Annotated in this window: 19 protein-coding genes; 10 read left to right on the top strand and 9 right to left on the bottom strand. The window is 48.8% G+C overall.

Features of this window, described 5'->3' with window-relative positions:
* The first annotated feature begins 111 nt into the window (after nt 1-111).
* A complete protein-coding gene (gene ycjG, locus OGV85_RS05500; RefSeq protein WP_061547973.1) occupies nt 112-1,077 on the top strand; it encodes an L-Ala-D/L-Glu epimerase in 966 nt (321 codons plus the stop codon).
* Here the strand turns inward: ycjG and mpaA are convergent.
* Entirely contained in the window at nt 1,052-1,780 is a 729-nt protein-coding gene (gene mpaA, locus OGV85_RS05495; RefSeq protein ID WP_003840786.1) for a murein tripeptide amidase MpaA, read from the bottom strand. The two genes, ycjG and mpaA, sit on opposite strands and share 26 nt — an antisense overlap.
* 184 nt (nt 1,781-1,964) lie before the next feature.
* Here mpaA and mppA point away from each other — a divergent pair, with 184 nt between their 5' ends.
* A complete protein-coding gene (mppA, locus tag OGV85_RS05490) occupies nt 1,965-3,578 on the top strand; it encodes a murein tripeptide ABC transporter substrate-binding protein MppA (protein ID WP_044710876.1) in 1,614 nt (537 codons plus the stop codon).
* A 37-nt stretch (nt 3,579-3,615) separates the two neighbouring features.
* Here mppA and OGV85_RS05485 read toward each other — a convergent pair whose 3' ends face one another.
* Complete coding sequence (locus tag OGV85_RS05485) at nt 3,616-4,179, bottom strand: MarR family winged helix-turn-helix transcriptional regulator (RefSeq protein WP_044700109.1); 564 nt, start codon at nt 4,177-4,179, stop codon at nt 3,616-3,618.
* A 114-nt stretch (nt 4,180-4,293) separates the two neighbouring features.
* Here OGV85_RS05485 and OGV85_RS05480 point away from each other — a divergent pair, with 114 nt between their 5' ends.
* Together OGV85_RS05480 and OGV85_RS05475 are read left to right on the top strand one after the other, a co-directional pair.
* Nucleotides 4,294-4,524 carry a glutaredoxin family protein gene (locus tag OGV85_RS05480; RefSeq protein WP_003020425.1) on the top strand — a complete coding sequence of 77 codons (231 nt, stop codon included), beginning with the start codon at nt 4,294-4,296 and terminating at the stop codon, nt 4,522-4,524.
* 66 nt (nt 4,525-4,590) lie between these two features.
* Complete coding sequence (locus OGV85_RS05475; RefSeq protein WP_061547974.1) at nt 4,591-4,842, top strand: Rho-binding antiterminator; 252 nt, start codon at nt 4,591-4,593, stop codon at nt 4,840-4,842.
* Between the two features lie 30 nt (nt 4,843-4,872).
* Here the strand turns inward: OGV85_RS05475 and OGV85_RS05470 are convergent, their stop codons facing one another.
* A complete protein-coding gene (locus OGV85_RS05470; protein ID WP_048217816.1) occupies nt 4,873-5,643 on the bottom strand; it encodes a DeoR/GlpR family DNA-binding transcription regulator in 771 nt (256 codons plus the stop codon).
* A 120-nt stretch (nt 5,644-5,763) separates the two neighbouring features.
* Between OGV85_RS05470 and OGV85_RS05465 the strand changes: the two genes are divergently transcribed.
* The 3 genes from OGV85_RS05465 to OGV85_RS05455 all read left to right on the top strand — a co-directional run bounded on the left by OGV85_RS05465 (nt 5,764) and on the right by OGV85_RS05455 (nt 7,861).
* A complete protein-coding gene (locus OGV85_RS05465) occupies nt 5,764-6,147 on the top strand; it encodes a VOC family protein (RefSeq protein WP_061547975.1) in 384 nt (127 codons plus the stop codon).
* A gap of 210 nt (nt 6,148-6,357) precedes the next feature.
* A complete protein-coding gene (locus OGV85_RS05460; protein ID WP_177712978.1) occupies nt 6,358-6,765 on the top strand; it encodes a cupin domain-containing protein in 408 nt (135 codons plus the stop codon).
* A 43-nt stretch (nt 6,766-6,808) separates the two neighbouring features.
* Nucleotides 6,809-7,861 (top strand): NAD(P)-dependent alcohol dehydrogenase, encoded by a 1,053-nt coding sequence (locus OGV85_RS05455; protein WP_061547977.1) that lies wholly within the window; start codon nt 6,809-6,811, stop codon nt 7,859-7,861.
* Nucleotides 7,862-7,896: 35 nt separating this feature from the next.
* Here the strand turns inward: OGV85_RS05455 and OGV85_RS05450 are convergent, their stop codons facing one another.
* Entirely contained in the window at nt 7,897-8,928 is a 1,032-nt protein-coding gene (locus OGV85_RS05450) for a mechanosensitive ion channel family protein (RefSeq protein ID WP_003020406.1), read from the bottom strand.
* Between the two features lie 244 nt (nt 8,929-9,172).
* On the opposite strand from OGV85_RS05450, the gene OGV85_RS05445 reads away from it, so the two are divergent.
* A complete protein-coding gene (locus OGV85_RS05445) occupies nt 9,173-9,433 on the top strand; it encodes a DUF2534 family protein (protein WP_003020403.1) in 261 nt (86 codons plus the stop codon).
* 48 nt (nt 9,434-9,481) lie between these two features.
* On the opposite strand, the gene uspE is transcribed toward OGV85_RS05445, so the two are convergent.
* The 3 genes from uspE to ogt form a co-directional block, all read right to left on the bottom strand.
* Nucleotides 9,482-10,432, bottom strand: a complete 951-nt coding sequence (gene uspE, locus OGV85_RS05440) for a universal stress protein UspE (protein ID WP_003020400.1) — start codon at nt 10,430-10,432, stop codon at nt 9,482-9,484.
* Between the two features lie 151 nt (nt 10,433-10,583).
* Nucleotides 10,584-11,336, bottom strand: coding sequence for a fumarate/nitrate reduction transcriptional regulator Fnr (fnr, locus tag OGV85_RS05435; protein ID WP_003020397.1), 753 nt, complete (start codon nt 11,334-11,336; stop codon nt 10,584-10,586).
* Nucleotides 11,337-11,530: 194 nt separating this feature from the next.
* On the bottom strand, nt 11,531-12,046 hold the full coding sequence (ogt, locus tag OGV85_RS05430) for a methylated-DNA--[protein]-cysteine S-methyltransferase (protein ID WP_003020394.1): 516 nt from the start codon (nt 12,044-12,046) through the stop codon (nt 11,531-11,533).
* A 225-nt stretch (nt 12,047-12,271) separates the two neighbouring features.
* Here ogt and smrA point away from each other — a divergent pair, with 225 nt between their 5' ends.
* Nucleotides 12,272-12,835 (top strand): DNA endonuclease SmrA, encoded by a 564-nt coding sequence (gene smrA / locus OGV85_RS05425; protein ID WP_003020390.1) that lies wholly within the window; start codon nt 12,272-12,274, stop codon nt 12,833-12,835.
* A gap of 12 nt (nt 12,836-12,847) precedes the next feature.
* On the opposite strand, the gene OGV85_RS05420 is transcribed toward smrA, so the two are convergent.
* Together OGV85_RS05420 and OGV85_RS05415 are read right to left on the bottom strand one after the other, a co-directional pair.
* Nucleotides 12,848-14,080, bottom strand: coding sequence for a sensor domain-containing diguanylate cyclase (locus tag OGV85_RS05420; protein ID WP_003020387.1), 1,233 nt, complete (start codon nt 14,078-14,080; stop codon nt 12,848-12,850).
* Nucleotides 14,081-14,147: 67 nt separating this feature from the next.
* Nucleotides 14,148-16,262, bottom strand: a complete 2,115-nt coding sequence (locus tag OGV85_RS05415) for a putative bifunctional diguanylate cyclase/phosphodiesterase (RefSeq protein ID WP_003840816.1) — start codon at nt 16,260-16,262, stop codon at nt 14,148-14,150.
* Between the two features lie 411 nt (nt 16,263-16,673).
* Here OGV85_RS05415 and OGV85_RS05410 point away from each other — a divergent pair, with 411 nt between their 5' ends.
* A complete protein-coding gene (locus OGV85_RS05410; protein WP_003840818.1) occupies nt 16,674-17,783 on the top strand; it encodes a methyl-accepting chemotaxis protein in 1,110 nt (369 codons plus the stop codon).
* Nucleotides 17,784-17,839 lie beyond the last annotated feature (56 nt).

Raw genomic sequence — 17,839 nt, 5'->3', positions numbered from 1 at the left:
ATCTTCCTGTTTACATATAGTTAACGTCGAGGCTAGTTTATGCCATCAGCAGTTAACACGGCAAACGCTATTTGCGGATATCCGCTTCAGGGACTGCATTAAGGAAAACAAATGAGAACAGTTAAGGTATATGAGGAAGCCTGGCCGCTGCACACTCCCTTTGTCATTGCCCGTGGGAGCCGGACCGAAGCGCATGTGGTGGTTGTCGAAGTGGAAGAAAACGGCGTCACAGGTATTGGCGAGTGCACACCGTACCCGCGCTACGGTGAAAGCGATGCCTCAGTGCTGGCGCAAATTATGAGCATTACGCCACAACTGGAAAACGGAATGACGCGTGAAGAGCTGCAAAAGCAGCTGCCAGCGGGGGCAGCGCGTAATGCCGTGGATTGCGCGTTGTGGGATCTAAGTTCGCGTCAACAGCAGCAGTCGCTGGCGGAATTAGTGGGAAGTGAACTGGCGGAAGTGGTGACTACGGCGCAAACAGTGGTGATTGGCTCACCGGAACAAATGGCCGCGAGCGCGGCTGCGCTGTGGGAAAATGGCGCGAAATTGCTGAAAGTTAAACTGGATGCTCGCTTGATTAGTGAGCGAATGGTTGCCATCCGTGCGGCTGTTCCTGACGCCACGATTATTGTCGACGCCAACGAATCCTGGCGTGCAGAAGGCCTTGCGGCACGCTGTCAGCTGCTGGCTGATTTAGGGGTTGCGATGCTGGAGCAGCCGCTGCCGGCGCAGGATGATGCCGCGCTGGAGAATTTTGTACATCCGCTACCCATCTGCGCAGATGAAAGCTGCCACACCCGTAGCAGTCTGAAAGCGCTGCACGGACGCTATGAAATGGTCAATATCAAACTGGACAAAACAGGCGGCCTGACGGAAGCGCTCGCGCTGGCAACCGAAGCACGCGAGCAGGGATTTGCGCTGATGCTGGGCTGTATGCTGTGTACCTCCCGGGCGATCGGCGCGGCGTTACCCCTTACGCCACTGGTTAGCTTTGCCGATCTTGATGGCCCAACGTGGCTTGCCACCGATGCGGTGCCAGCCCTGCATTTTACGACCGGGCAGCTCCATCTCTAGGGTGCCAGCGCAGGAGATTGGACATGGCCAGCAGGTATTTTTCGCTCGCTTCATCCGATGAAATGGGCGGAAATTCGGCGGTTATACAGTGTAAGTTTAGGTCTGCGCACCAACTACCAAAAGAGCCGGGCGTTTCATAACCTACACTGGTGACCAGAGGCAATTCAAACGATTGTGCCAGCCACGCGCCCAGCTCGCTGCTTCTGGGATCTTCAATACAGGCCAGTGGATCGTGAAAAGAGACCACCCAGGCGGGATGAATTCGGTGAATAAGCTGACACAATGCCTGGGTTTCTGGTTCCGAGCCCGGATGATCGCCGGTCAACAACACTACATCACGCTCTTCTGCGCTACTGTTCCAGCGATACACCGTTTCGCCTGCTTTCCAGTTTGCGGCGGGAAAGTTACGATTAAGATCGATGCCGTTCGCATTTGCGCGCAGCCCAAGCTGGCAACCGTCAGGGTTTACGGCTAGCACCACATGATGGCGACGCAGGGAAGGGTTAAGCGTACGCAATGCGCAGGAAAGGGTAACGACTGAGGAGTTTTCGTCGCCGTGCGTTCCCGCCAGTATCAGGCCGCTTTCACGATCGGCTGCCAGTGCAGGAAACCAGATTAGCGGTGCGCCTAACAATGAACGTCCGTAATGTTCGGTTCCAGGTGGGAATGCGCCGCGCTCGGCACGGGGACGGGTAACGGTCATAGTCATCTCTGAATGCTTGGATTGTTACTCGCAGTGTTGTGCAAAATGTATGGATAATCAAATCGTTTTCACACACTTATCTTTTCAGGTGTAATATCACTTTCTTGTCGGAAGTTAATTGCATTTCCTGCTGGCGATACAAATAATTACACATCCACTTAGTAGCCGGAATCGAGGGTATCTTATGCAGCATTCTGTTTCAGTAACCTGTTGTGCGTTGTTGGTTAGCAGCATTTCTTTATCCTGGGCTGCTGATGTTCCCAGCGGAACGGTACTGGCAGAGAAACAAGAACTGGTGCGTCATATAAAAGACGAACCGGCGTCGCTTGATCCGGCAAAGGCCGTCGGGCTCCCTGAGATTCAGGTAATTCGTGATTTATTTGAAGGGCTGGTCAACCAGAATGAGAAGGGTGAGATCGTACCTGGCGTCGCTACCCAGTGGAAGAGTAATGATAACCGCATCTGGACGTTTACGCTGCGCGACAATGCGCAATGGGCGGATGGTACGCCCGTAACGGCGCAGGATTTTGTCTACAGCTGGCAGCGTCTGGTTGATCCAAAAACGCTGTCGCCGTTTGCCTGGTTTGCTGCGCTGGCGGGCATTAATAATGCTCAGGCTATTATCGATGGCAAAGCCACGCCTGATAAACTTGGCGTTAGTGCAGTCGATGCACGGACATTGAAAGTTCAACTGGATAAACCGCTGCCCTGGTTTGCCAATCTGACGGCGAGTTTTGCATTTTATCCGGTACAAAAAGCCAACGTTGAGAGCGGCAAAGAGTGGACCAAACCGGGCAACCTGATTGGTAACGGCGCCTATGTGCTAAAAAATCGCGTCGTGAACGAAAAACTGGAAGTTGTCCCGAACACGCATTATTGGGACAACGCCAAAACAGTGCTGCAAAAAGTCACATTCCTGCCAATTAACCAGGAATCGGCAGCGACCAAGCGCTATCTTGCTGGTGATATTGATATCACGGAATCCTTCCCGAAAAATCTGTACCAGAAACTGTTGAAGGATATCCCGGGTCAGGTTTACACCCCGCCGCAGCTTGGTACTTATTATTATGCCTTTAATACCCAGAAGGGACCGACTGCCGATTCACGCGTGCGTCTGGCGCTCAGCATGACTATCGATCGTCGCCTGATGGCGGAGAAGGTGCTGGGTACCGGTGAGAAGCCTGCATGGCATTTTACGCCGGATGTAACGGCAGGATTTGTGCCGGAACCTTCACCGTTTGAGCAAATGAGTCAGGAAGAATTGAATGCGCAGGCGAAAACGCTGCTGCGTGCGGCGGGTTATGGCCCACAGAAACCGCTTAAATTGACGCTGCTGTACAACACCTCAGAAAATCATCAGAAGATTGCTATCGCAGTGGCTTCTATGTGGAAGAAAAACCTCGGTGTTGACGTGAAACTGCAGAACCAGGAATGGAAAACGTATATCGACAGCCGTAATACCGGTAATTTTGATGTGATCCGTGCCTCCTGGGTGGGCGACTACAATGAGCCTTCTACGTTCCTGTCATTATTAACATCGACCCATACGGGCAATATCTCCCGCTTTAATAATCCGGCATACGATAAAGTGTTGACCCAGGCTACTCTGGAGAATACAGAAAAAGCGCGCAATGCTGATTATAACGCTGCGGAGAAGATTCTGATGGAACAGGCACCTATTGCGCCGATCTATCAGTACACTAATGGGCGTTTAATTAAACCATGGCTGAAAGGGTATCCGATTACTAACCCTGAAGATGTGGCCTATAGCCGCACAATGTATATCGTTAAGCACTGACAGAGATAATGGCTGGTGTGATTTTGCATCAGCCATTCTACGTTTCCGGCGGTTGATGCTCACGGCAAATCAGCAATGAATCTTCTTCACTTAATCTCTCTTTCGTCAGATTACAAAATCCCTGACCATCGATTTTTTGGTGGAACCGACAGCTATGGCAAAGACCAAAGCCAGGCACATTGTTGGTCCTCTGGATCCCGCGTAACAGTTCTAACAGCAGCTCTCTGAGTACGCTCGCCCGTTCACCCATTGCCGATTCACCCTCCACTAAAAACGTGGGGGGCAGCAGGGCTTCCAGTAAGGTATTGGCAGACTCACTTAAGTGGAGATGGACGCTACGTTTATCACGGTCATCCGGCTTGCGAACAATCAACCCTTTGTTTTCCAACAGCTTCAGCGATTGCGACACGGTACCTTTGGTGAGACCAAGGTAGTCTGTCACGCCAAGCGGCGTATTGGAATAACGGTTACAACGGGCCAGATACATTAACGCACTAAGTTGTACTGGCTGAAGATCCACCAGTAAAGGATGCTGGCGAAACCACATCCGTGTCAGGCTGGAAAGCCGGTCAAGTACGTCGAAAAGTGACATGTCGGGCATAACAAATCCTCCTCGGCATATAGTATCGATTAAAAACTATATTGACAAAGAATAAAAGCAACGTACTATAAATTATAGTATCGAATCGATACTATAATTTATAGGAGATGTATCATGACTAAAGCTCGTTTCTATCATGCAGGTTGCCCGGTTTGTGTTTCCGCAGAACAAACTCTTCTCCAGCACTTGTCTGCGGATGTTGAAATCGATGTGGTTCATCTGGGAGAGCATCCTGATCGGGTTGCCGAGGCTGAAGTGGCTGGCGTGAAATCTGTTCCGGCGCTGGTGATTGACGGCAATGTGCTGCATATTAATTTTGGCGCTCCCATTGAAGCGTTGAAATAGCTGGATAGTTCGGGAAGTTGCGTTGGTGATTTCCCGAATATACAAGACGTTGGGGAAGGTAACGCGATGAACACGACCGAAGAGTATCACCCGATAGATTGCGATCTTCATGATTATCTGGAAATCGCCTGCATGTACCACTATTGGTTGCGCATTGAACTAACGGATGGCACATGTTTTGATGCTAAAGCGTTGACGACGTGTACCACCGTGGAAAAAGAAGAATTTCTGGTAGTGGGGCAATCTGAAAATCAGCAAAAAATCCGTCTGGATTGTCTGTCAGCTATCACCGCGCTGACGCCAGGAGCCGACGTTTAGCACAGTAAGTTTTCAGAGAGCCTGCCGCGGTTAGACGGTATAAATCCGAATGTCGTGCGCCTGGAATGCTGTGGCGTACTCTTTGCTGATGTTGTCCTCTACAACAATTACATCAATATTGCTGCTTTCGGTAACGACATATCGGGCGATGGCTGGGATTTTTTCAGCGGTTAGCGCGACGATAGTTTCATTACATTGTTTGATCACCGCTTTTTTGAACTCACAATCCGCGTAATCAAACCCCGTTAAGCCGGATTCAGGCGACATCGCACAGCCGCCAATAAATCCCTGATCGAATAAAATGTCCTGCACTTGTGCGATGGCGGAAGCTCCCACACACCCGCCTGAAGATCTCTGTACCGCGCCGCCCAGCATAATGACCTCAAACAGCGGTTTTTTTAGCAAAACGGCGGCAATCTCCGGTGAATTTGTCACCACGGTTAACGCCAGTTCGGCGGGCAGAGCTTCTGCCATCGCCAGATTGGTGCTACCCGTGTCGATAAAAATACAGCTTCCGGATTTGACCAGTCTGGCACATCGCTGCGCGATGTTGCTCTTTTTGGCCACATTAATACCCTTGCGCACGGCAATGTCTTCGGATTCAGGGAGTGCAATTACCGCGCCACCATAGACCTTCTTGCATACGCCATCTTTGCTCAATTCATGCAAGTCACGACGAATTGTATGTTCAGAAACGCCTAATCGGTTCGCGAGTTCAGAACAAATGACTCTGCCGTTTTCTTGCAGGATCTGATAGATAAGCGCCTGGCGCTGTTCCGGAAATGCGGCGTAATCGAGCATAGATACTCCAGGTAAAATAAACATCGAGCAATAAAGTGCATGATCGTGCATTATGATTAACGATGTCAACATCCCTTACAGGGATCGTACTATTCTGGATACAACGGAAAGAGGTTCGCTATGAAGATTGCGCATATGGCGTTATGGACACAGGATCTCGAGCAGCAAGCTCGCTTCTGGGTCTCATTTTTTGACGGTAAGATCAACGAGAAATACTGCAGTAAAACCAACCCTGGGTTTGAATCTTATTTTGTCAGAATGGGTGAAGATATCGCGATTGAGTTAATGACCAAACCGGGTCTTGTCGGGCAGCAACCTGACAATAATCGTTGCGGATGGGTACACCTCGCCATTTCTGTTGGCGGCAATGAAAATGTTGATGCCGTTGCAATGCAAGCGCAGGAACAGGGGATATTAGTCTCAGGTCCGCGCACTACGGGCGATGGTTATTACGAAGCGGTGATACGAGATCCGGACGGTAACCTGATTGAAATTGTGGCGTAGGGCTTAAAGCAAGCGCCATGGGATAAATCGTACGCTTATTATTAATGAACATGATTCATAAGTTTGTCCTTCTTTCCACCTCTAATCACCAGCCTGTCGAGTCTCTATAATTTTATAGTTTTCAGCATCCGGTGGCGCATGCCGCCACCGTTTTGGAGAATCGAAATGCAAAATCAACTGAATACCGCGCCCAGCGCCAGCGCGGAGATTATGAATCAACAATTTGATGGTAACAGCGTCTTTCCGCGAGGCGAGAAAAATGAAGCTTTTGCGAAGTATTTCACTGGTGATAGCTATCTGACCATGCTCTCCATGGAAGGTGTGGTAATTGGCAATGTCGCATTTGAACCGGGTTGTCGTAACTTCTGGCATGTTCATCACGAGGGCGGACAAATATTGCTGGTTACCGGGGGTAGAGGCTGGTATCAGGAATGGAATCAACCGGCGCGCGAGCTGGAAACCGGTGATGTCGTGCATATTCCTGCGGGAATGAAACATTGGCATGGCGCTGCGCGTGATAGTTGGTTTGCCCATATCGCCGTGGAAATCCCGGCCCCTGGCGCGTCGAACGAATGGCTGGAACCGGTTAGCGACGCTGAGTACAACCTGCTGCCCTGAACTATGCTGGTTCTGGTAACACCTAATCCCTGAGGAGATCTCAATGGTCATGAACGTGAAGGGTTATGCTGCTCTGGCAGTGAAAGAAGATTTAGTCCCCCATAGTTTTGTTCGTCGTGACCCGCGTGAAGATGATGTGGTTATCGATATTTTATACAGCGGTGTTTGCCACTCGGATATCCACAACGCCTACAACGATTGGGGCGGTGCTAAATATCCGATGGTACCAGGGCATGAAATCATTGGCCGCGTGGTGCATGTTGGTAAATCGGTAACGAAATTCAACGTGGGCGATCTCGCAGGGGTAGGCTGCATGGTTGATTCATGTCAACACTGTAGCGCCTGTGAACAAGTGCTGGAACAATATTGCGAAGAAGGCAACACGCTAACGTATAACGATATCGACCGTCATGACGGTCTGCCCACTTTCGGCGGCTATTCTGACAAAATTGTCGTTACTGAAAAGTTTGTGGTGAAGGTCCCTGAAGGGATCGATTTACGCGGTGCGGCACCGCTGCTCTGCGCCGGGATCACGACATGGTCGCCTCTGCGCCACTGGCAGGTAGGCGAGGGCAGTAAAGTCGCGGTTGTCGGTCTGGGTGGACTTGGGCATATGGCAATCAAACTTGCAAATGCACTGGGCGCGGAAGTTACGCTGTTTACGCGTTCACCGGGCAAAGAAGCTGATGCCAGACGTTTGGGTGCCAGTCATGTTGTGCTTTCCACTGACAGTGAGCAGATGAAAGCGACAGCGAATCAGTTTGATCTGATTATCGATACTGTGCCCTACGTTCATGACCTGAACCCGTATATCCCAACCCTGGCACTAAGCGGTACGCTGGTGCTGGTTGGTTATCTCGGTGCGTTGGATCCGTTTCTGAATACGGTTCCCCTGATCCTTGGACGTAGGTCTGTGGCGGGTTCAGTTATTGGCGGTATTGCCGAAACGCAAGAGATGCTCGATTTTTGCGGTCAGCATGGTATTACCGCCGATGTTGAAGTGATCAATATTCAGGATATTAATCATGCCTGGCAGCGGATGTTGAAAAGCGATGTGAAATACCGCTTTGTAATTGATATTGCCTCATTGAAATAAGTACAAAAAAGACGCGGACTTCCGCGTCTTTTTTGTTAGTGTGTCGACGGCGATGCTTCAGGATTATCCATATACAGCGTCTGGCTGGGGAACGCAAAGTCGGCGCCATTTGCCTGGACTATCGTGATAATCTTTAAATAAACGTCTTGCTGTACCGCGAGCCATTCCTTCCAGACGGTGGTTTTCGTGAAGCAATACACCATGATATTCAACGATGAATCGGCAAATTCATTAAAATAGACCAACAGAGTTTGTTTCTGGTCTATTCCTGGGTGGTTTTGCAGCATTTCTCTGACCGACTCGACAACAGCACCGACTTTATCGGCATCCTCATATCGTAACCCGATCACCGTTTTAATACGCCGGTTGGTCATGCGCCCTGGATTTTCTACGCTGATGGAGGAGAAAATCGAGTTTGGCACATACAACGGACGATGGTCGAAGGTGTTTATTTTAGTCATTCGCCAGCCAATTTCGGCCACAGTGCCTTCAATATTGCGGTCCGGGGAGCGGATCCAGTCGCCGATGCTAAACGGTCTGTCGAAATAGAGCATAATGCCTGAGAAGAAGTTGCTCAGAATATCTTTCCCCGCCATACCCACAGCGATACCGCCGATGCCGCCAAAGGTTAACAGGCCGGATAAGCTCATACCGAAGTGTTCGCCATACAGTAAAATGATGGCAACCACGATGGTAATCTTGATGATACGCGACAGGATCCTCGCGCTGGTGATATCTCTACCTTTATTAATCTGCGTCTTTTCAAACTGATTAATCACCAGAAAAAGTTTAATGGTCAGGATTAACGCAATCAATGAGGTGCAGATAAAGTCGACCACGCTGGGGGAGATAAATTTCAGGCTGTAACTTTCGATAACGTTATTAGCAATGCTGCCAAACGTCCCAATGATAATGGCATAGACAAAAAATTGTGCGGCATGAAATATGAATCCTTTGCAGCGACGCTCTTCACGATGATACCAGACGCTCATCAGGACCAGCGCGGCACAGCAACTGAGAATTACCGTCAAATTAAACGCATTATTCATAAACAGTTCAGCGATCATGATTCTTCCTGGCAACTCCATGTTATCTAAATATCATCTGACATCTTAATCCCCGGATATTTTACTCAGTTAGGGCGGTCAGATCATTAATCAAAAGGAGAGATAAATAATGCAATCAGCGTTATTTTCAGCGAAATAATGCTGACGTCAACCCTGTATGCGGTTTATGTAGCAGACAGTCAGTTGATGTCATGGTATTGTTAGCGCAAAGTAACAAGGTTTTCATCTGCAAAAGGACAGTACTATGATCATGGCTAAGCTGAAAACAGCGAAGGGACGGAAGTTTCTGTTGTGCCTGCTTGGAGTGTTTATTATCGCAGCGTCGGTCGTGACGCGCGCGACGATCGGCGGCGTTATTGAACAGTATGACATTCCGCTATCCGACTGGACCGCTTCAATGTATGCCATTCAATCTGCAATGATTTGTGTCTACAGCATGGTGTTTACGATTCTGTTGGCTATCCCGCTTGGTATCTATTTCCTCGGCGGCGAGGAGCAACACTAGGCGTTTAAAATGCCGGATGATATCGCCATCCGGCATTTTATTATGTGGTTAATCGTCTTCTTCGTCGTCCAGTTCAACTGGCGTCTGATATTCATCTGGCTTGATGACCAGCAGGTCACAGCGTAGATGATCGATAACCTGTTCCGCGGTATTACCAAGGAACGCGGCAGAAATACCGGTACGTCCGACGGTCCCCAATACCACAATACCTGCCTGTAGGTGCTCGGCTAAATCAGGAATGACCTCTTCAGGTAAGCCTTTTTCAACGTGCGTCACTTTCTCATCAATACTGAATTTCTGGCGTAGCGCCTTCATGGCCAGCAGATGCTGTCCACGGATTGCGTCGTTGTAAACGCTGGGATCAAATTCAGGCAGTTCAATCGCGATGTTGATTGGCGTAACAGGGTAGGCGCCTACCAGATGCACTTCGGTATGGTTAACCTGTTCTGCAAGCTGTAGCGTCTCTTTGACCAGTTTTTCATTGAGCGCGTTGTGATAAGCCTCTTCACTGGCGAGGTTTACTGCAACCAGTGCTTTACCCCCTTCAGGCCATGGCTGGTCTTTCACCATCCATACCGGACTTGGACATTTACGCAATAAATGCCAGTCGGTTGGCGTAAATATTACGGCTTCGAGGCGGTCGTGTTGGTGCGCCATCTTGAGGACCAGGTCATGCTTGGCGCTGATGACTTCCTGGATGATGGCTTCAAAGGGTCGGTTATGCCAGACCACTTTAATCTCCAGAGGGATCCCTGCTTCGATATAGTATTTCGCTTGTTCACGTATCCATGCACTTCGCTGGCTGATAACCCCCTGACGCATTGCCGTACGCTCATCGGGCGACAGCAGGGTAGTCATCTCATAGGAAAAGTCATAGATCGGCAAAAAGGCTTTAATTTTGCCACCAATCCGTTGATGCAAATAAACAGCTCGCCGTAATGCTGGTTGATCGTCCTGGTTCGGGTCGATGACGACCAGCATATTTTTATACATAGCCATACAGGGTCTCCTTACAACTGTCATCGCAGTTTGTAACTAAAAGAGTAACCCAATAATGTGGTTTGAAACAGGGAATAACCTCCTGCCAGATCAATAAATCGGGATAATTTAGCGATTTGACAGAAGGATAACAGAGATGCTTGCGGAAAGATTACGCTACGTTACGCGTATGGCCAGCAAGAACTGCCAGCGCGTCGCTATTCTCAATAGTGATGTATTTGCCTTTCACCGCCAGCATACCGCTTTTCTGGAAACGACCCAGCAGGCGGCTGATGGTTTCAACCGTCAGACCGAGGTAGTTACCGATGTCGCCACGGGTCATGGTCAGGCGGAATTCACGAGGCGAGAATCCACGCTGGGCAAAGCGACGAGACAAATTGTAGATAAAGGCCGCCAGGCGCTCTTCAGCGTTTTTCTTCGACAACAACAGGATCATATCCTGGTCGCCTTTGATTTCGCCACTCATCAGACGCATCATCTGCTGACGCAGATTTGGCATTTTGCCGGACAGGTCATCAAGGGTTTCGAAAGGAATTTCGCATACCATTGAGGTTTCCAGCGCCTGAGCAAAGCTCGGGTGATGTCCGCTGCCAATCGCGTCAAAACCGACCAGATCGCCCGCCAGATGGAAGCCAGTAATCTGCTCATCGCCTTGTTCGGTAATGGTATAGCTTTTAATCGTTCCGGAGCGGATAGCATAGAGTGATTTAAGCTCATCACCTGCTTTAAAGAGCGTCTGCCCCTTTTGGATAGGCTTTTTGCGCTCGATGATGTTATCGAGCTGGTCAAGCTCATGCTCGTTAAGTGTGAACGGGATGCAAAGCTGGCTGATGCTGCAATCCTGGCAATGGATAGCACAACCGCCAGACTGAATGCGCCGTATAATTCGCTTTTCCGGGATCATAGGTCTGCTCAAGCCGTAATTGATATTTGTCAATTTTAACATCTTTTTGGTGAGCACGTAAGCCTGAGCTACTCCCAATAGAGAATAATTCAGGCATAACTGGAGTGAATGTTTGTATCTGCTTGATTAACCACAATTAATTTGTGGTCACATTATGCGGAAGTGTGATGGATAAGGCATTAATTGCCTGGAATCTAGAGTAGCAAATAACCTTCGTGACGCAATAACCACTCTTTTCGTTGTACGCCACCGGCATATCCGGTCATGGTGCCGTTACGTCCAATGACGCGATGGCAGGGGACCACAATGCTTACTGGATTGGAGCCATTAGCTGCGCCGACGGCTCTTGCAGCACCGGGGCGTCCCAACTGTTCGGCCAGTTGACCATAATGCATGACCTGCCCGCAGGGGATAGTGCGTAACGCTTGCCAGACTTCACGCTGGAAAGGCGTCCCAGCGGTTGCTGTTTCCAGCGTGTCAATGATGCTGAGGTTTCCGGCAAAATACTCAGCGAGTTTGTCGCTTAATCCACCTGGGTTTTTGGCGGTAATGCGCTGATAACCTTCTGTGCGGTAATGAATATCCAGCAATTGTTCCATGCGATCGCTGTGCTGATCCCATTCCACTGCGCGCAGGCGAAATTGCTCATCACAAATAACCCACAGCGGGCCCAGCGGCGTGTCGATGGTGTCTTCCAGTAAGTTAAGCATCCGTTTCTCTCATTACAGCATTCAGGCGAGGCTACACATTATCACGCCAGTGACCGTCGCAGCTATACCTCTAAAAATGGATATCAACTTGTCGTGAGTAGATCGGTTCAGCGCGACGGATCCGGTTAATTATTGGAAATAACCGTAAACCGTTACCGGTATAGTTGTCGGTATAATAGTGCGCGGTTATGATAATGCCCGTCGCAATACGCTGGAGGATGAAACATGAACCTTGATGATGCATCGTTGTTTCTTGACGCTATGGGGGATGTTCAACCGCTGAAAAGCCATACCGATGTACACTGGCAGCCCATGCGCAATCTTCGCACTCCGGCGCGTATCGATACGCTTCAACTGGATAATTTTCTCTCGACAGGATTTCTCGATATTGTCCCGTTAAGTGTGCCGCTCGAGTTTCGTCGCGAAGGTTTACAGAACGGTGTGACTGACAAACTGCGAAACGGAAAATACCCGCAGCAGGCGAGTCTTAATCTTATTCGCCAACCTGTTGAAACATGTCGTCAGATGCTCTTTAGCTTTATTATGCAGGCGCAGCAAGAAGGGTTGCGTAACGTGCTGGTGATACACGGCAAGGGACGTGACGATAATTCTCATGCCAATATTATTCGCAGCTACGTAGCGCGCTGGTTGACGGAATTTGACGACGTGCAAGCATACTGCGCCGCACTGCCGCATCACGGCGGCAGCGGGGCATGCTATGTGGCATTGCGTAAAACCGCGCAGGCAAAACAGGATAACTGGGAGCGTCACGCTAAACGTAGTCGCTGAACGACGTAAACATCAGGCGGCCAGCACTCTGTTCCTGCCTTCGTTCTTGGCTTTGTACAACGCGTCGTCAACACGTTTGAATAACTCATCGATACTTTCATTTGTTTCGTGCCGTGCTACACCAATGCTGACGGTAAAGCGGGGAAGGCCAGGGAGAGTCACCTTTGCCACCGTCGCACGGATCACTTCTGCGAGGTTGAGAGCGACATCCAGCGACGTTCGCGGCAGGAGCAGCACAAATTCTTCACCACCCCAGCGAAAAATAAGATCGTCTTTTCGCGCACAGGATTCCAGGGTGCGTGCCAGAGCACAAAGCACTTCGTCGCCTTTTAAATGGCCAAACAGATCGTTAATGCTTTTAAAGCGATCCGTATCGATCAACAACAGGCTGTAGTCCTGCGTCAATGATATCGCATGCGTCTGTTCCGGTTCGGTTACCTGATAAAAATGTCGGCGGTTAAGTAATCCCGTTAAAACATCTCGCAGGGCCGCACGCTCCAGCTCCTGTTCCAGCCGCTTTTGTTCGGTAATGTCATGAATAATGCACAACATCAGTTTATTACCGTAAATTTCGATCGGTCCGGCGTAGGTTTGCACATGACGGGAAGTCCCATCAGCCAGTTTATGGACAAAATGCAAAGGTTTATGGCCGCCGGGCAGATGGGCGATTTCATGCATCACCGGAAGTATATGGCGGCCCAGCATATTGATTTCCCATGTATGTTTCTGACACATCACATCATGAGTGTATCCATAAAAATTGAGCGCACTGAGGTTTGCATCCACGATCAACCCATCGCGTGACGGATCAATAAGTAACATTGGCGCGGAATTAGTCTGGAAGAAGCGTGCATAAAATCCCTGCTTTTTCCGCTGATAGGTTGCTGAACGGCTCGCTTTCAGACCCTGTGCAGTAGGCGTCTCAATGCCTTCGAAAAGGATGACTTCACCCATGCCTGGTAGGGGTTTAATGGAAAGGCGACTTGCCATCGCAATCTCTTCACCGTCGCGGTAAACCGTGAGAATTTCCACTACATGGTGATGATTTCTCAAGTCGCTGAGATACATAGTTAAATCATTTTGAGCATGCGTTGAAAATGTTCCCTTGCGGAGCGGGGAAAAACAGAGACCCTGCATTAGCTCCCGTGCAACGTTATTAGCGAACACCAGCTCTTCGGTATGTGGCAAAACAATCCACACCGGAATGGTTAATAAATCCAGTGAATGCAGCTCGGTTGTGCTCATCGATAATCCCGTTATTTTTATCTGCTGTGTTGCCTGTTAAATGGCGAATATTTTTAGATATTACGTCTCACAATGTTATTGATTGTCGGTGAGACAAGGGGGGTACAACTGGCTTTTGCTTGATGCTGTTTTCTTGTTGTATCAATTCATGAATCTTATGTGCTGGCAGCGGTTTTGCAAACAAGAAACCTTGCAGCATGCTACACCCCATCTGAGTAAGGAGTATTTCCTGTTCCTGGGTTTCTATTCCTTCTGCCACCACACGCATATTCATGGAGTGAGCTATGTCAATAATGGTAGACACAATTTTTGTGTTTTTGCTGTTCTCGCTGATATCTTTGACAAATATCCTGTCAATTTTTAATTCGCGCGCCGGAAGAGACTTCAGCATCAATATATTTGAATAACCTGTACCGAAATCATCAATAGATACGGTGATCCCCAAAGCAGAAAAAGCATTCAGGACTTCCACACTGCGTTTCAAATTTTTAAGGGCGGTGCTTTCAGTGAGTTCCAGCGTGAGGCAGGCAGGTGACAGTTGATACTGCGCCAGGGCATTACAAACAACATCAATAATATCATGCTGTTCAAACTGGGCGGGTGAGAGGTTAACGGCGAGCGTCCATTCTGTATTTCCCTGTAATTTCCATTGATGCAACTGCAGGCATGCCTGCTGGATAACCCATTTCCCAACGGGAATAATCAGGCCCGTATCTTCCAACGCAGAAAGAAATTCGGCTGGCAGCAGCATGCCGCGTTCCGGATGATGCCAGCGTAATAATGCTTCAAAACCGGTCAGGGAATGATCTCCAGCGGTATATTTAGGCTGATACCATAGCTCAAACTGGTTGCGTTCAAGCGCTTGCGACAATTCTTGTAAAAATGTCGGCGGTGTATCCGCGATAGCTTCCATTTCCGGATGATAAATAGCCCAGCCGTTTCTGCCCGCCTGTTTGACATGATACATCGCCATATCGGCCTTCACTTTTAGCTCATGCAGCGTTGAGCCATGCTCAGGGTAAATACTGCTCCCCGCACTTAACGAAACCCGAATGGTATGTTCGAACAAGGTAAAGGGTTCACCGATCACATCGGCAATCCGCGTCAGCAGGGCGGAGATATCCTGCTGGTTGCAGTCTGGAACCAGCAGGATAAATTCATCGCCCCCCAGTCTTGCCAGCGTCATTGAGTCATCAAGGCAAGTGAAGATTCGCTGTGTACTGGCTATCAGTAGCTGATCGCCAATGTGATGTCCCCAGGTATCGTTAACGACTTTAAAACGATCGAGGTCGATAAATACCAACGCGAAATGCTGCTGATGCAGTTTAGAATGCCGCAGGCAGGCCAGTAAGCAGGTGTCTATTTGTGTACGATTAGCGAGACCGGTCAGCGCGTCGAAGTGAACCTGATGCTCAAGCTGGCAGTTCAACTGATGCAGATTGTCAGCCAGTCGGGAGGTACGGAGTTGCGAATCCACCATCGAAACCACCAGCATGATCCCCAAAATAACAAGCGTGACGGCGCAGACCCAGATAGAAAGTTCCAGCGTGCTGAGACCATCGTGCGCAGTGTGTCCAAAATGGGTGAACGTAGCGGCTCCCATACCGGTGTAATGCATAGATGCTATTGCCAGCGCCATAATAAAGGCAGCAATAAGCCGATTTATTAGCGCTCGACGGCTATTTTGGCGTAAGTGAAAGGCCAGCCACAAACCCACGCCAGACGCAGCGACGGCAATAATCACGGAGAGCAGGATCAGCGAGCGATCCCAGGTTATAGCCACATGTTCGATAACGGCATACATACCAACGTAGTGCATTGTAACAACACCGGCACTTAATATGCTGGTAGCAATGAGCAGGCGTTTTGTTGATAGCGTATTACCAGAAATGGCGATATTGATGGCGACTGTCGCAGAAATGAGCGCAATAAAGAACGAAAACGCGGTGAGGGATAAATGGTAATTTATTGGCATACTCATTTTCATGGCCAGCATACCGATAAAATGCATCGACCAGATCCCCATACCCAGCGTAGCGCCGCCAGAGAGTCGCCAGAAGGTAGATTCACGTCTGCTGGAAATTGCCACTTTGCCCGCGCTGTCGAGAGCAATAAAGGAGGCAATAAACGCGACAATAAAGGAAATCCCAATCAATACAGGGTCCCACGACACGTGCAACATCTTACTACCTATCAAAAAAAAGACGTGATGATAAATTTAGCAGGTTTTGTCCAGTTAACCTGATAAAACCTGGGATGTTCTTGTGTTTTTACAATGACTATTAGGGGGAAGGGGCAAACATCGAAAATGATAGACCTTTACTTATACAAATATTCATCAAATTTATAATTCTGTGCATTTTATGTACACGACGTGCTTGCCATCACAATAATCTAACGACAAGCGCCAGCATCATCCTTTGCAGGATAAAGCACCTGGTTAATGTAAATTAATAGTGTGATTGCCTGTCTTAAGTGAAAGGATTGCAGACTCTCATTGAAAGTTCGTCTTTCGTCTCCGCGTTATGGAAATCTGCATTGCAGATGCTATAAGAAATAATATCCACGTTATTTCTTAGCGCACAGGACTAAAATGTTAAATGATATTAGCGTCAGAACCTTTATTATTTTATTTCTGCTCATTACGGCGGTCGCTCTGAATGTTTTTGAAATGATATTTTCTGCTCCCCCGGTAATTATCATTGGAACTAATTTGGTCAGTTTTACTTCTATATTATGTTTGTGGTGGTACATGACGAAATATTTGGTCGTGCCAATTAATACGGTTAAAAGAAGCATTGAGGAGGTAACCTCCGGGAATCTGGCGATTAGTATTCCAGAGTTTGGCAATAACTGTGCGGGGAGATTAATACCGGGCATTAATAGTTTATCAAGTAATATTTCAACACTCGTTAATGAGATCAGAACATCTTCGCAAACGGCGATGGCGCTCTCTGAACAGCTCGCGGAACGCAGCGCTGAGTTATCAGTAAAAACAGAGCAGCAATCCGGAGCATTAATGCAAACGGCTGCCAACATGGATGAAATAGCGGTCAGCACGCGTAACAATGCAGAGAATACGCAAATGGCGAGTGCTAAGGCCAATATTGCAACACTATCTGCCCGGCAGGGCGGTGATTTAATGGTGCAGGTCGCAACCAATATGCAGTCGATCACCGAGTGCGCCCAGCAGATGACAGAAATTATTACCCTTATAGATGGTATAGCATTCCAGACAAATATTCTGGCATTGAATGCCGCCGTAGAAGCGGCGAGAGCGGGAGAACATGGCAAAGGTTTTTCCGTGGTGGCCGGAGAGGTACGAATGCTCGCGCACCGTAGCGCAGATGCCGCTAAGAATATTAAACATCTGATTGCCCAAACTCATGAAAACGTTCAGCAAGGCGCGGCTATTGTGCGTGAAGCTGAAAAAAATATGCAGGATATTGTTGGTGGCGCCGGGCAATTAAACCAACTGATGGGCGAGATATTAACCACTACGCAGGAGCAGGAGAAAGGGATCATCAGTATTACTCATGCGCTCGCGGAACTGGAAAACGTTACCCAGAGTAACGCCATTATGGTGGATGAACTGTCTGACTCTTCGGATATTCTGAAAAATCAAGTGACTGACCTCCAGTCGCGAACGCACAAGTTTCGTTTAAGTCACGCTTTTGAATCTGAGAGACGCCAGCGGGCTTAACAGGGGGCCTCGCAACAAGCGCCACATTTGTCGGCGCTTTTTTTGTTATCAGATAC

Origin of the sequence: Citrobacter sp. Cf132 (genome assembly GCF_030333885.1) — a bacterium.
In the GTDB taxonomy this organism is placed as follows: Bacteria; Pseudomonadota; Gammaproteobacteria; order Enterobacterales; family Enterobacteriaceae; genus Citrobacter; species Citrobacter freundii.
The sequence above is the reverse complement of the archived record's forward strand: the minus strand, read 5'-3'. Positions and strand labels throughout refer to the sequence as shown.

Excerpts from the sequence above, each read along its gene's own strand:
- OGV85_RS05480 (WP_003020425.1), top strand. The coding sequence starts at position 4,294 with ATGACTAAAGCTCGTTTCTATCATGCAGGTTGCCCGGTTTGTGTTTCC.
- ycjG (WP_061547973.1), top strand. The coding sequence starts at position 112 with ATGAGAACAGTTAAGGTATATGAGGAAGCCTGGCCGCTGCACACTCCC.
- OGV85_RS05420 (WP_003020387.1), bottom strand. The coding sequence starts at position 14,080 with ATGAGCACAACCGAGCTGCATTCACTGGATTTATTAACCATTCCGGTG.
- OGV85_RS05455 (WP_061547977.1), top strand. The coding sequence starts at position 6,809 with ATGGTCATGAACGTGAAGGGTTATGCTGCTCTGGCAGTGAAAGAAGAT.
- OGV85_RS05450 (WP_003020406.1), bottom strand. The coding sequence starts at position 8,928 with ATGATCGCTGAACTGTTTATGAATAATGCGTTTAATTTGACGGTAATT.
- OGV85_RS05460 (WP_177712978.1), top strand. The coding sequence starts at position 6,358 with ATGAATCAACAATTTGATGGTAACAGCGTCTTTCCGCGAGGCGAGAAA.
- mpaA (WP_003840786.1), bottom strand. The coding sequence starts at position 1,780 with ATGACCGTTACCCGTCCCCGTGCCGAGCGCGGCGCATTCCCACCTGGA.
- OGV85_RS05470 (WP_048217816.1), bottom strand. The coding sequence starts at position 5,643 with ATGCTCGATTACGCCGCATTTCCGGAACAGCGCCAGGCGCTTATCTAT.
- mppA (WP_044710876.1), top strand. The coding sequence starts at position 1,965 with ATGCAGCATTCTGTTTCAGTAACCTGTTGTGCGTTGTTGGTTAGCAGC.
- OGV85_RS05410 (WP_003840818.1), top strand. The coding sequence starts at position 16,674 with ATGTTAAATGATATTAGCGTCAGAACCTTTATTATTTTATTTCTGCTC.
- OGV85_RS05415 (WP_003840816.1), bottom strand. The coding sequence starts at position 16,262 with ATGTTGCACGTGTCGTGGGACCCTGTATTGATTGGGATTTCCTTTATT.
- smrA (WP_003020390.1), top strand. The coding sequence starts at position 12,272 with ATGAACCTTGATGATGCATCGTTGTTTCTTGACGCTATGGGGGATGTT.
- OGV85_RS05465 (WP_061547975.1), top strand. The coding sequence starts at position 5,764 with ATGAAGATTGCGCATATGGCGTTATGGACACAGGATCTCGAGCAGCAA.
- OGV85_RS05475 (WP_061547974.1), top strand. The coding sequence starts at position 4,591 with ATGAACACGACCGAAGAGTATCACCCGATAGATTGCGATCTTCATGAT.
- OGV85_RS05485 (WP_044700109.1), bottom strand. The coding sequence starts at position 4,179 with ATGCCCGACATGTCACTTTTCGACGTACTTGACCGGCTTTCCAGCCTG.
- OGV85_RS05445 (WP_003020403.1), top strand. The coding sequence starts at position 9,173 with ATGATCATGGCTAAGCTGAAAACAGCGAAGGGACGGAAGTTTCTGTTG.
- fnr (WP_003020397.1), bottom strand. The coding sequence starts at position 11,336 with ATGATCCCGGAAAAGCGAATTATACGGCGCATTCAGTCTGGCGGTTGT.
- ogt (WP_003020394.1), bottom strand. The coding sequence starts at position 12,046 with ATGCTTAACTTACTGGAAGACACCATCGACACGCCGCTGGGCCCGCTG.
- uspE (WP_003020400.1), bottom strand. The coding sequence starts at position 10,432 with ATGGCTATGTATAAAAATATGCTGGTCGTCATCGACCCGAACCAGGAC.